We start from the raw sequence: 12664 nt of genomic DNA, 5'->3' as shown, positions 1-12664 counted from the left end.
ACACCAGACAGACTCAGGTGAGAGACCTAAACTGGTGTCGTGATGAGTACCGACGAACCGCGCACCGAGTCCACGCAACCGCGACCCGAGGCACTGCCTCAGGCCATCTCCGAGTCGAAAGCACTCGGTGCTCCGATGGTCGTCCGCGGAATCCTCGGCGTCGCCTTCGGCTTCGCGACGGTCTTCTGGCCACGCGATGCCGCCAGCCCCAAACACCTGTCGATGGGCGTCGACATCGTCGATATCCTCTCGATCAGCTACCTGGTGCTGTTCGCGCTGGTGCTCGTCTACCAGGGACTGCGTTCGCCGTTGAACGTGCGCACAGCGGTCTACGGCCAGGCGATCATCACGGTCCCCGCGATCGTGTTCCTGTTCCTCGCCGAGCAGCCGGCGGAACTGCGCGCAGCCATGAGCATCTGGGCCCTGCTGCACGGTCTCCTCGAACTGTGGAACTATCGCCAGCTCAAGACCCACCCCATGGCATCGGACTTCCTCATCGCCGCGGCGTGCCATGTGCTGCTCGGCGTGATCCTCATGTTCGGAGACGGCTTCGGTGCACTGTGGATCCTCGGCTTCACCGGCGTGGCCACGCTCATCGCCGGAGTCATCTTCATCATCGGCGGCTATTCGCGTATCAGCAAGTCCAAACAGGTCGCGGCCGGCCAGGCAGAGACACACGACAGCAACGACGCGAACTCAGACTCTTTCGATGAACTGAACACGCCAGAGGATCTCAATGCTCCCGAGGATCCAGAGGATCAGAATCGGCCCGAGACCAAGAACTGACCCGGGCCGTGGACTCGGAGCAGCCTGCACGCTCGCCACGACCTGCACTGCCAGCAGGGTCCATCACACGAGAACCACAGCCGAACTCGAGAAGACCGAGGTGAGATGAGTACCGTCGAGCATGACTACGAGAATCTTTCTCCGCTGACTCCGATCGCCGCCTCCGTCAGCTCATCCGGCCTCTTGGGTGACCTGGCCGAGGCCAGCCGCGAACTCTCCCCGGAACTCTTCCGCCGCCTCTTCGAGGTCTCACGCTCCTCCTCGCTCCTCATCGCCACCGACTACGACGGCACCATTGCACCGATCGTCGACCTCCCCGGCCAGGCATTCCCGCTGGACGCCTCGGTCGACTCACTGCGCGCGCTCGCTCTGCTCCCGACCACCTCGGCGGGGGTGATCTCCGGGCGCAGCCTGCGCGACCTCGCGGCCATGTCACGGCTGCCACGAGAGGTCCACCTCTTCGGCTCCCACGGCGGAGAGACGGACACGGTCGCCATCGACACCCTCGACGAGGAGCAGCGCACCGCCTTAGACGGTCTCCGGCGAGACGTCTTCCAGACCCTGCCGACGACGATCATCGAACACAAGACCACCGGTGCCGCCGTGCACCTGCGCGGACTCGACGAGGCCGAACGTCAGAGGGTCGAAGACGCGGTCAGCAACTTGGTCGAGGCCCACGCGATCTTCCCGACTCGGGGCAAACAGGTCATCGATCTCTCGGTCGTCCCCTCGTCCAAGGCCGAGGCTCTGCAGCGCCTGCGGCACCAGACCAGCGCCGAGGTGGTCGTGTTCATCGGCGACGACACTGCAGACGAATTCGCCCTCGAAACGCTCGGGGACCAGGACCTGGGGCTCAAGGTCGACCGTGAACCCGGCGACACCCACGCCGACTACAGGATCAGCTCACCGGCCGAGGTCTCTGTCGTCCTCGCCGCGATCTACGAACTGCGCAAATCCTGGCTCTTCGGCCGGCGCGCGACCCCGATCCACCGGCACAGCCTGCTGGGCAATGGGCAGTCGACGGCACTCTTGGACCCGGGCGGTCGCATCTGCTGGATGCCGCACCCGCTGCCGCACTCCTCATCGATGTTCTCCGAGATCCTCGGCGCCGAGGCCGCCGGGTTCTTCGCCGTCGAAACAGAGGCCGGCACCGCGCCCCTGACACAGCGCTACGTCACCCACTCGACGCTGCTGGAGACCCGGTGGCCCGGGCTCAGCTGCCTCGACTACCTCGCCCCGGTCGACGCCAACAGTGATGACACCATCGTCGTACGCGTGCTCACCGGCGACACCCCAGCGCGGATCCGCTTCGCCCCACGCCTCGACTACGCGACAGTGCCGACGCAGATAGTGCGCACCGACGACGGAGTGCAGGTGCTCGGAACCTCCGAACCCATCTCCCTGATCGCACCGGGCATCGACTTCGAGATCAGCGATGTCGGACAGTCACACACCGCCGAGGCGGTCGTTGTGCCCTCGCAGCAACCAGGAGGAGCCGTCGTGCTGGTCTTGGCCTGCGGCACCGGCACCGGCGACGCGAGATACATGGCCACAGGCGGAGAGCACCATGTGCGCGAACGCGCCCTGAACTTCTGGACCAATTGGGTCGACACACTTAACATCCCCGGCCACCACCGCGAAGAGGTCATCCGCTCGGCCATCACCCTGCGCGCCCTGTGCCACGAACCGACCGGAGGAGTCCTCGCCGCACCCACGACCTCCCTGCCGGAGGGCATCGGCGGCGTGCGCAACTGGGACTACCGGTACACCTGGCTGCGCGACGGCTCGATGACCGTGCGCGCCCTGCTCGCGTTGGGTTCGACCGGTGAGGCCGAGGGCTTCCTGTCCTGGCTCACTGGAATCCTGGCCCGCACCGTGTCTCCTGAACAGCTGCACCCGCTCTATGCCGTCGACGGCTCCGCGCTGACCACCGAGGCGGTGCTGGCCCACCTGCCCGGATATGCGGGATCCCGCCCGGTGCGAGTGGGCAACGCGGCCGAACACCAGGTCCAACTCGACGTCTTCGGTCCGGTCACGGAACTCCTCAACGATCTCAGCGAGCACCTCGGCGATCTTCCGGATTCCTATTGGCGACTGACCTGCCAGATGGTCGAGGCCGTGAGCAAACGGTGGTTCGAGGCCGATCACGGCATCTGGGAGGCCAGAAGGCCGCCCAAACACAACGTCTACACGCGTGTCATGTGCTGGGTGACGGTCGATCGGGCGCTGCAGATCGCCGAACGCTTCGGTCGTGAACTCCCCGGGGCTTGGCGGCAGCTGCGCGAGGAGATCGCCCACGATGTGCTCGAGAACGGGTACAACGAGGAGGTCGGGGCCTTCACCGTTGCCTACGGCGAGACCGACCTCGACTCGGCATGCCTGTTCGTGGGACTCTCGGGTCTGCTGCCCGCCGATGATCCGCGCTTCGTCTCGACAGTGGACGCCATCGAACGCGAGCTGCGGGTGGGACCGACGGTCTTCCGCTACCGGTACGACGACGGGCTGCCCGGCCTTGAAGGCGGCTTCCACATCTGCACGACCTGGCTCATCGAGGCCTTTATCAAGGTCGGGCGCATCGATGATGCCTGGGACCTGTTCCGGCAGGTGGACAACCTGCTGGGGCCGACCGGGCTGTTGGCCGAAGAGTACGACCCGGTGGCGGAGATGCACCTGGGCAACCATCCGCAGGCATACTCGCATCTGGGCTACATCCGCGTCGCCCAGATGCTCGACGCCTACCGCCCGAGCTGAGGGCTGGCGTCAGCTGGGGCGGTCAACGCCATTGTGCTGTGGAAGTCAGGTCACTCGACGAGGAGGGTGACCACCTCGGCGATGCAGGCCGGACGCTCCTGGCCTTCGATCTCGATGACGTGCTTGAGGATGACCTGGGTACCCTTGTCCCCGGGGATGACCTCGTTGACGCTGACGGTGCCGCGCAGGCGCGAACCCACCGGAACGGGCTGAGCGAAGCGGACCTTGTTGAGCCCGTAGTTGACGCGGATGGACACGCCTTCGATGGTGAAGATCTCGCTGGAGAACTTCGGGATCAGGGACAGGGTGAAGAAGCCGTGGACGATCGTCGCTCCGTAGGGGCCTTCTGCCGCGCGCTCCTCGTCGATGTGGATCCACTGGTGATCGTCGGTGACATCGGCGAAGGTGTTGATCGCGTCCTGGTCGATCGTCGTCCACTCCGACGAGCCCAGCTCGGTGCCGACGAGCGAGGTGATCTCATCGATTCCATTGAGTGTGCGCATTCTTGGTTCTCCTTTGATCCGTGCCTGTCGTACGTGGTGGGTCTGATAAGTGCTCTTAGCGGACATTCGATTGAGTAAATGTCGGTACTTGGCACCTTACTTGTTCGCAGGACACTTGGCACCGGTGTGTCCGGGATGCGGTAACGGCACGGCGATGATGTGTCCGGAATTCGGTTAGGTTGGTGGCATGGAACCACTGACTCAGCCGCTCTCACCCCGGTGGGTCGACCGGCCAGCAGGCTACCGGAACTTCGAATCAGCCTACTTCGTCGGTCATGGCCGCGAGACTTTCGACCGCTGCGCCGAAGAGCTCCTGCATTGGGAGGTGAAGATCCGCAGCGGCTTCGACATCGGGGTTACGCAGTCTGGTACTGGCACTCCACGGGTTCGGGCCGGGCAGGAGCCGACGATCTTCGTGCGACTCGGGCCCTTCCGCCTGCCCGAGCCGGCACGTGTCATCACAGTCTTCGAGTCCGAGGCGCGTCGTGGCTTCACCTATGGGACGAAGCCCGGGCACCCGATCACCGGTGAAGAGTCATTCATCCTCATCAACGCTGAGGATGATCGAGTCTTCCTCGTGCTGCGTTCCGTCTCACGAGCGGGAATGGGGATCTGGCGCCTCGGCGAGCCCTTCGTCCGCCTCGCCCAGATCATCTACCGCAGGCGATACTCCCGCGCCCTGCGCAGCTGACGACGGCACACAGCGTGACCTGCGCAGCTGACAGCGCACTGCGGCTGAGTGCTCAGGCCGTTTCGAGGTACTGCTTGAGGGCCTGGTCCTGAGCCTCGGGATCGGGGAAGATCGCCTCGGTTCGAGCGCCGCCGGTGATCGGGTCGTTGCTGAAGATGAGTCGGATGCCCAGCAGGCGGGCCTGACCCTGCGCGATCACGAGACCAAGGCCCATGCCGCCACCACCTGCGGAGACGAAGCGGGTCGGACCGGTGTTGACGATGTCGGGCGGGTAGCCGGAACCGGAGTCGGTGATCGTGATGCTGCGGGTGCTCGTCTCCAAGCGGATCGGATCCGCACCGTGTTTGATGGCGTTGACCAGCAGATTCGAGATGATGCGTTCGAAGCGGCGGACATCGGTGACCAACGTTGAATTCAGAGCCGCGAACTGTGTGTCGATGTCGTGGCCGGCCAGGGCGCCGGAGGCCGTCATCGTGCCCAGCAGCGATCGGATCGCCTGGTCGATGTTGACGCGGGTGAACTCGGGATTCGCCCGCCCCGCATCGAGGCGGGAGACTTCGAGGAGGTCCTCGACGAGGACCTGCATGCGCTTGACCCGATCCTTGACGAGTTCGGCCGGACGCGAATCCTCTTCGAGCAGGTTGGCCGCGTTGACCAGCCCTGTCAGCGGGGTCCGCATCTCATGGGCCAGGTCAGCCGTGAAACGCTGCTCGGAGTCGATGCGCTCGGTCAGCCGTGTCACGGCAGTGTCGACCGCCGAGGCGAAGGCCGCGACCTCCTGATCCGTGTCGTCAACGACATCGGCGATTCTGATGCTCGTGTCCCCGGCCGCGATCTTCCGCGCGGCCTGAGCGCCCAGGGTCAGCCTGCGGGAGATGCGTCCTGCCACAATGGAGCCGACACCGCCGACGACCAGCGCGGAGCCGATCATACCCACCAGCAGCGCCTGGTCGATGCGGCCGATGAGCTCCTGGCTGTCCTTGGTCGAGGCGCGCACGGAGATCACCTCGGTATAAGTGCCGACCTCGATCGGAGCCGCTGCCCACACGATCTCCTCCCCATCGACCTCGGAGCGCATCGTCACGCTCTGACCCTTGAGCGCCTGGGCGCGTGCATCCTTGGGCAGAGCCGGGTCATCGATGCGGGCGTTGAGGGTGAGCACCCCGGTCTCGGAGAAGATCGCGACGGAGTTCGCAAGCTGCTCGGTCACCGTCGATCGCATCCGGTCGTCCTCGGCACGGGCTGCGGACTGGCGCAGCACGATCGAGCAGGAGAGCACGGCGATGATGACCGAGGCAACGATGAGAAGGGAGATCTTCCAGCGCAGTGACATGCGATCAGCCCGCGAAGCGGTATCCGAATCCGCGGACGGTCTCGATCATGTTGGCGCCGATCTTCTTCCGCAGGCGCTGAATGTGGACGTCGACGACACGGGAGTCGCCAGCCCATTCGTATCCCCAGACGGTGAAGGCGATCTTCTCACGTGAGTAGACGTGTTCGGGCTGCTCGGTCAGGAGCAGGAGGACGCGGAGCTCGGTGGGGGTGAGGTGAACCTCTTCGCCGTCGATCTCCACGGTCAGGCGGCCGGTGTCGAGGACTAGCGAACCCAGGCGCGTGCGGAACGGACCGAGCTCACCATCGGAATCTGTGCTGGCGGATTGGGGCTTGCTCGCACCCATGTAGCCGCCGTGGCTCGGCCCCGACTGCGTGGCTGGTGAGCCGTCCGGGCGAGGCGGAACGGAGACGTCGCCGCCGATCATCTGCTCGTCTCCACCAGCGTTCATATCCGCCGAGGTGAATTTTCCGCCCGCACCCAGGTACGTGTCGTCGGACTCGAGCTGAGCCTTGAGGCGTTCGCGGGTGTCCATGCCGGGGCTGGCCCCGAGCACCTCGGGGATGCCGTCTCCGGTGATCATGCCGCCGGGTCCGATCACGGTTTCGTGCTCTTCGCCCATCTCGGTCGTCGGGGAATAGCCGAGCTTGTCGGTGCCGGTGGTGATGAAGCGGCGGACGACGGCGCGGATGCGGGCGTTGAGCACCTGCATGTCGAAGGGTTTGGTGAGGTAGTCGTCGGCTCCGGCCTCGAGCGCCTGGACGATGTCGATCGCATCCGAGCGGGCGGAGATGATGATGATGGGAATGGTGGAGCGCTCACGCACCGCCCGGCAGATCGATGCGCCGTTCATGGTGGGCAGCATGAGGTCGAGAAGCAGAACGTCGGCACCATGTGCAGCGACGAACTCGTACCCCTCACGGCCGTCGGCAAATGCCGACACCGTGTAATCGAACCGTTCCAGGCCGATCTGGGTCGTTTCCCGGATGACCTCGTCATCCTCAACCAGAACAATATGCATTACGTTTCTCCATTAAGCCGCGTGAAGCGTTGACCCGGTTCAAACCTACCTTCATGCAGGCGGAACACCTGCACCGACCAACCTGAAGGGCAGCAGGCATCGTCACCATCGGCATACATCGCCTCCTGCACCACCAGTGTCCCATTCTTACCTGGGCTGAGTTTCAACTGGTTGCCTGTGGCGATGAGCTCAAGCCGAGGTTTGCCGTCCTTCTCACTGATGACGGCGCCCGCCACGATCTCACTCTTCTGCTTCGGGTTGGCCACGGTGACGACCTGGAACTTCCTGTCACCGCTGAGGAAGGGAGTCGTGAATTTGAGGCATTCCTCGCAGTCGTCGACGACCTGCGCAGACTCCGTGGCCCTGCCGGTCACCGCGATTCCCGAGGAAGCCACGATGGCCTTGCGGATCTCCGTGAGTGAGAACGGCTTGTTGGGCGGACCGGAATCCGTGTTCGCCGGTTCGAACTGGGTGGGGGACGTCTCACCCTCGGGTTCCACTCGCAGGCCCTTGTCCGGACCGCATGCAGCCACACCAGCCAGCGTGATCGTTGCAAGGATGGTTGCGATCACTGTCCTCAACGCCGTGCGCGGGCGCGACTTCTGACCAGGGGAGACCTGGTTGAAGTTCAGCGAGCGCGCGGCCTCAACTGAGGGGCGGCGAATGGGGATGGGCACGTAGACATTTTTGCGTGTTCTGCCCGGGTAGTCCACCCGCACCGCGATTCCGGCGATTCAGAGACGCCCCTGCCGACCCGCTGCAGGGAGACCTCGGTGGCCTGATTCTCAGGTGGGACCGGTATCCTGGGGACATGGCACCATCGAAGTCTGAGAAGAAGTCCAGCAGCACCGTGTCCTACAAGGACGCGCTCAAAGTGGGGCTCGTCTGCGGCGTCGTCGTACTGGTCCTGGCGATCATCGTCACCCGTGCGTGGCAGGACGGAACCGCATTCGGATTCGCCTTCATCTATGCCGGTGCCGCATTCGTCCTGGTCAGCGCCATGGCCTGCATTCTCAACTGGGTGATGCGCAATGACACGCAGAATGAGGATCAGACCTACCCGATCCTCAAATGAGCTGATCGCCTGCACCCCGTTCTCGGCGGCCGAGTCCTACGGCGGCTGAGTCCTACGGCAGCTGAGGCCCACCTCGGCGGGGCCATGGAGCGGTGTCGTAGGCTTTTTCCATGGAGACTTGGAACACAGAACTGACACCGTTGTCCTTCCTGCGCCGCTCGGCCGACGTCTTTCCCGACAAGCGCGCCGTGGTCTACAACGACCAGGAACTGACCTACCGGGAATTCGCAGCTGCTGTTGAGACCCGGGCGCATGCTCTGCGTGCGGCAGGCATCAAGCCCGGCGATCGCGTCGCCTACCTCATGCCCAACCTCCCTGAGGCTCTCATGGCCCAATTCGCCGTGCCGCTGGCCGGAGCCGTCCTCGTGCCGATCAATACCCGGCTGGCCGCCGAAGAGGTCCGCTACATCTGCAACCACAGTCAGGCGAAGCTGCTGGTCGTCGACACGCAGCTGTGGCCCAGCGTCGCCCCGGTCATCGATGGCCTCGACACGGTTGAGGCCATCGTCGACGTCGAGGATACGACGCTCGGCTCTTCCGCCGAGGCAGTCCGCCCGGATTCCGCGACACCGACCGTGACCAGCCTGGACGAGTTCCTCGCCGGCGCCGAGGCTGACACTAACGAGCTCGCCTGGCGCGTCGAGGACGAGCGGGCGACGCTGTCGATCAACTACACCTCGGGCACCACGGGTCGACCCAAGGGGGTGATGTACTCACACCGGGGCGCTTACCTCAACGCTCTCGGCGAAGTCATACACTCAGACCACGATGAGAAGAGCGTGTACCTGTGGACGCTGCCGATGTTCCACTGCAACGGCTGGTGCACAGGCTGGGCGCTGGCCGCAGCCGGTGGCACCCAGGTGTGCCTGCGCGAGGTCCGCGGAGACGTGATCTGGGACCTCATCGATCGGCACGAAGTCACCCACCTCAACGGTGCCCCGACCGTGATGAGCACGGTCATCAACGCCGAACAGGCGCATTCCCTCGATCAGGCAGTGACGGCCACGATGGCCGGTGCCGCACCCAGTCCCACCCTCATCTGGGAGATGGAGGCACTGAACTTCCAGATCGTTCACGTCTACGGACTCACCGAGTCCTACGGTCCCTACACGGTGTGCGAGTGGCAGGATTCGTGGGATTCCCTTGATGACAAGTCCCGAGCCAGACTGCGGGCGCGGCAGGGAGTCGGCATGGTCCAAGCCGATCAGGCCCGCATCGTCGCGCTCGAATCGGGTGACGAACTGGTCGACGTTCCCGCCGATGGGCAGACGATCGGTGAGATCGTCATGCGCGGCAACAACGTGATGAAGGGCTATTTCCGCGACGAGGAGGCCACCGCGAAGGCATTCCAGGGCGGCTGGTTCCACTCCGGTGACCTCGGTGTGATGCACGAGGACGGCTACATCGAGCTGCGCGACCGTTCGAAGGACATCATCGTCTCCGGCGGCGAGAACATCTCCACAGTCGAGATCGAACAGGCAATCTCCTCGCACCCGGCAGTCCTCGAAGTCGCCGTCATCGGTGTCCCGGATGACAAATGGGGCGAACGACCGAAGGCCTTCATCATCGTGCGTGAAGGCTCCGCGGTCACCGAGGCCGAAGTCATCGACCATGTGCGCACGCAGATCGCGAAGTACAAGGCCCCGCGCGAGGTCGAGATCGTCGAGGCCCTGCCCAAGACCTCGACCGGCAAGATCCAGAAGTTCGAACTTCGCAACCAGGAATGGGGCGACCGCACTACCCGCATCCAGGGCTGACAGGTTATGAGTCCTACTTGAACCGCAGCAGCCGCAGGCTGTTGAGGACGACGAACACCGAGGAGAACGCCATCGCGGCTCCGGCGATCATCGGGCTCAGCAGTCCGAGGGCGGCGATCGGAACGGCAGCCGTATTGTAGGCGAAGGCCCAGAACAGGTTGCCCTTGATCAGGCCCAGCGTCTTCCTCGACAGGCGAATCGCCTGCGGGATCTGCCGGGGATCCGAACGCACCATGGTGATGTCTGAGGCAGCCATCGCCGCATCCGTGCCCGAACCCATCGCGATACCCAGATCGGCACCGGCCAGAGCCGCGGCATCGTTGATGCCGTCGCCGACCATCGCCACCGCCTGCCCCCGAGCCTGCAGCTCATTGACCACGGCGATCTTGCCCTCGGGACGGACATCGGCGCGGATCTCGGTGATGGCGAGCTTGCCCGCGACCACCTCGGCGGCTTGGGCATTGTCCCCGGTCAGGAGGACGGTGTCGATGCCAAGCGAATGCAGCTCGGCAATCGCCTCGGGAGCTCCGGTCTTGATCTCATCGGAGACGAAGGTCAGACCGCGGAACTGCGAGTCGATGGCCAGAGCGACGATCGTGGCCCCGGTGGGCACAGAATCGGAGGTGTATGACACGTCGATTCCACGCTCGCGGAGCAGATCGGGCCGACCAGCGAGCACCTCGGCGCCGTCGATCGTGGCCTGCAGCCCGCCGCCGGGAATGTTCTCGAAATCATCCATCGCCGAGGCGACTGTTCGTCCCAGCCCGGCGCTCGCCTGCGCGGCCGGCTGAGACTCAGCCCTCGTGTCAGCGGCATCGACGATCGCGCGAGCCACCGGGTGCTCACTCTGTGATTCCAGGCGAGCCAGGACCGCGAAGTCGGTGTCGGACAGCTGGGTCTCCAGCAGGGTCATGACACCCGTGGTCAGGGTGCCGGTCTTGTCGAGCACAACGGTGTCGATCGACCGCGTCGATTCGAGAGCCTCGGGCCCGGAGACGAGGATGCCCAGCTGCGAACCGCGTCCGGACGAGACGGCCAGGGCCGTCGGGGTGGCCAGACCCAGCGCACAGGGGCAGGCGATGATGAGGACGGTGAGGGCCGCGTGCAGACCCATCGCCCAGTCGCCGGTGATCAGCCCCCACGCCAGAAGCGTGAGAGCACTGGTGGCGAAGACGATCGGCACGAACACGGCAGAGATCCGATCGGCCAGGCGCTGCACGGCGGGTTTGCCCGTCTGCGCACGGCTGACCAGGTCGGCCATGGCAGCCAGGGTCGTATCGGACCCGACGCGGGTGGCTCTGACCTCGAGCACGCCGGAGGTGTTGATGGTGGCGCCGGTGACGGCGTCGCCGAGATCGACCTCGACGGGCACCGATTCGCCGGTGAGCATGGCCTCGTCGATCGCGGAATGCCCCGCGATCACCTCGCCGTCGGTGGCGATCTTCTCGCCCGGGCGGACGATGAAGACATCGCCGACGACGAGTTCGTCGATCGGGACCTGGGCCTCGACGCGAGTGTCTCCGGTGCCTTCGCGGACCACGTTTGCCGAGCGTGCGCCCAGGCCCAGTAAGGCCTTGAGTGCAGCTGTCGCCCGATTCTTCGCCCGGTCCTCGGTGAGTTTGCCGATGAGCAGGAACACCGTGATTGCGGCGGCAGCCTCGAACCACACATGGTAGGTCGCGGGGATCTGCCAGCCGTAGCCGTCGGCGACGGCCCGGCCCAGGGTGATGTAGGAATAGGCGCTGGCGACGATGATTCCGACGCTGACCAGGGTGTCCATGGTCGTTGACCGTCCGCGGGCGGCCTTGAATGCGGCGGAGTGGAACGGCCAGGCGCCCCAGGTCACGACCGGCAGGGCGAGAATCGCGACGATCCATTCCCAGCCGGGGAAGTGCCAGCTCATGACCATGGAGATGGCCACGATCGGCACCGCCAGAATCAGCGAACCGATAAAGCGGGGCCGCAGATGCCGGGGGTCGTAGTCGACGATCTCCGGTCCGCTCGCCGAGGCGGTCTTGACGGTGGCGCCATAGCCGGCCTTTTCGACGGCGGTCAGAAGATCCTCGTCGCTCAGCTCGGATTCGACGATGACGTGGGCGGAATTCAGCGGCAGGTTGACCTCGGCGCTGACCCCATCGAGGCGGGTGAGCTTCTTCTCGATGCGAGCCGAACAGGACGCGCAGGTCATTCCCGTGATGTCGAGATCGACTTCGCGGGACATCACTTCACCTCGTAGCCGGCCTCATCGACGGCGGCGCTGATTGCGGCTTCGTCGAGATCCTTCTCGGAGGTGATGGTCACGGGGGAGTCCCCGCCGGCATTGAGCTCAACGGCGACATCGGTGACTCCGGGCAGTGCCCCGAGCTCTTCCTTGACGGCTGTCTCGCAGTGGCCGCAGGTCATTCCGTTGACGGTGACGGTGGTGGTTGTCATGATGTGTCTCCTGTCATTCAGCTCTTGATGAGTCGGGCAATAGCGGCTGAAGCCTCTTCGATCTTCTTGCGGGCGGCGTCGTCATCTCCTGAGGATGCGGCGTCGACCACGCAATGAGCGATGTGCTCTTCTAAGAGGTTGATGGAGACCGCGTGCAGCGCGGCCGTTGCGGCGGAGACCTGGGTCAGGATGTCGATGCAGTACTTGTCGTCATCGATCATCCGTCCGATCCCACGGACCTGACCTTCGATCCGTTTCATCCGCTTCGCAAGGGCGTCCTTCTGCGGGGTGTATCCATGGTGCTCAGTCATGAC

12 protein-coding genes are annotated in these 12664 nt (G+C 64.8%); 5 read left to right on the top strand and 7 right to left on the bottom strand.

Annotation, left to right across the window (positions count from 1 at the left end; genetic code table 11):
• The first annotated feature begins 42 nt into the window (after window positions 1-42).
• Both LQ788_RS18885 and otsB read left to right on the top strand, forming a co-directional pair.
• Window positions 43-786 (top strand): HdeD family acid-resistance protein, encoded by a 744-nt coding sequence (locus tag LQ788_RS18885; RefSeq protein ID WP_231447485.1) that lies wholly within the window; start codon window positions 43-45, stop codon window positions 784-786.
• A 105-nt stretch (window positions 787-891) separates the two neighbouring features.
• Window positions 892-3537, top strand: a complete 2646-nt coding sequence (gene otsB / locus LQ788_RS18880) for a trehalose-phosphatase (RefSeq protein ID WP_231443693.1) — start codon at window positions 892-894, stop codon at window positions 3535-3537.
• A gap of 50 nt (window positions 3538-3587) precedes the next feature.
• On the opposite strand, the gene LQ788_RS18875 is transcribed toward otsB, so the two are convergent.
• On the bottom strand, window positions 3588-4040 hold the full coding sequence (locus tag LQ788_RS18875; protein WP_009882206.1) for a MaoC family dehydratase: 453 nt from the start codon (window positions 4038-4040) through the stop codon (window positions 3588-3590).
• A gap of 187 nt (window positions 4041-4227) precedes the next feature.
• Here LQ788_RS18875 and LQ788_RS18870 point away from each other — a divergent pair, with 187 nt between their 5' ends.
• Window positions 4228-4731, top strand: a complete 504-nt coding sequence (locus LQ788_RS18870; protein WP_231443691.1) for a DUF1990 family protein — start codon at window positions 4228-4230, stop codon at window positions 4729-4731.
• Between the two features lie 52 nt (window positions 4732-4783).
• Here LQ788_RS18870 and LQ788_RS18865 read toward each other — a convergent pair whose 3' ends face one another.
• From LQ788_RS18865 to LQ788_RS18850, 3 genes are read right to left on the bottom strand one after another with little or no spacing between them, the layout of a single operon-like run.
• Window positions 4784-6064 carry a sensor histidine kinase gene (locus LQ788_RS18865; RefSeq protein WP_231443689.1) on the bottom strand — a complete coding sequence of 427 codons (1281 nt, stop codon included), beginning with the start codon at window positions 6062-6064 and terminating at the stop codon, window positions 4784-4786.
• Window positions 6065-6068: 4 nt separating this feature from the next.
• The gene (locus tag LQ788_RS19885) at window positions 6069-7085 is read right to left on the bottom strand and encodes a response regulator transcription factor (RefSeq protein ID WP_275902017.1); all 1017 of its coding nucleotides are present in this window, start codon (window positions 7083-7085) and stop codon (window positions 6069-6071) included.
• Window positions 7085-7762, bottom strand: coding sequence for a hypothetical protein (locus tag LQ788_RS18850; RefSeq protein ID WP_231443687.1), 678 nt, complete (start codon window positions 7760-7762; stop codon window positions 7085-7087). The genes LQ788_RS19885 and LQ788_RS18850 overlap by 1 nt, the downstream gene beginning before the upstream one ends.
• Window positions 7763-7896: 134 nt before the next feature.
• On the opposite strand from LQ788_RS18850, the gene LQ788_RS18845 reads away from it, so the two are divergent.
• Window positions 7897-8160, top strand: a complete 264-nt coding sequence (locus LQ788_RS18845) for a hypothetical protein (protein ID WP_231443685.1) — start codon at window positions 7897-7899, stop codon at window positions 8158-8160.
• Window positions 8161-8270: 110 nt separating this feature from the next.
• Entirely contained in the window at window positions 8271-9917 is a 1647-nt protein-coding gene (locus LQ788_RS18840; protein WP_231443683.1) for a long-chain-fatty-acid--CoA ligase, read from the top strand.
• Between the two features lie 13 nt (window positions 9918-9930).
• Here the strand turns inward: LQ788_RS18840 and LQ788_RS18835 are convergent, their stop codons facing one another.
• The 3 genes from LQ788_RS18835 to LQ788_RS18825 are packed head-to-tail and all read right to left on the bottom strand — an operon-like array spanning window position 9931 to window position 12661.
• Window positions 9931-12138 (bottom strand): heavy metal translocating P-type ATPase, encoded by a 2208-nt coding sequence (locus LQ788_RS18835; RefSeq protein ID WP_231443681.1) that lies wholly within the window; start codon window positions 12136-12138, stop codon window positions 9931-9933.
• Window positions 12138-12350 (bottom strand): heavy-metal-associated domain-containing protein, encoded by a 213-nt coding sequence (locus LQ788_RS18830; protein WP_231443679.1) that lies wholly within the window; start codon window positions 12348-12350, stop codon window positions 12138-12140. Before LQ788_RS18830 ends, LQ788_RS18835 begins: the two co-directional genes overlap by 1 nt.
• A gap of 17 nt (window positions 12351-12367) precedes the next feature.
• On the bottom strand, window positions 12368-12661 hold the full coding sequence (locus LQ788_RS18825; RefSeq protein ID WP_231443677.1) for a metal-sensitive transcriptional regulator: 294 nt from the start codon (window positions 12659-12661) through the stop codon (window positions 12368-12370).
• Window positions 12662-12664: the final 3 nt, after the last annotated feature.

The organism is Brevibacterium zhoupengii, assembly GCF_021117425.1.
GTDB lineage: Bacteria > Actinomycetota > Actinomycetes > Actinomycetales > Brevibacteriaceae > Brevibacterium > Brevibacterium zhoupengii.
This window is presented reverse-complemented; position numbering and strand designations above follow the sequence as displayed.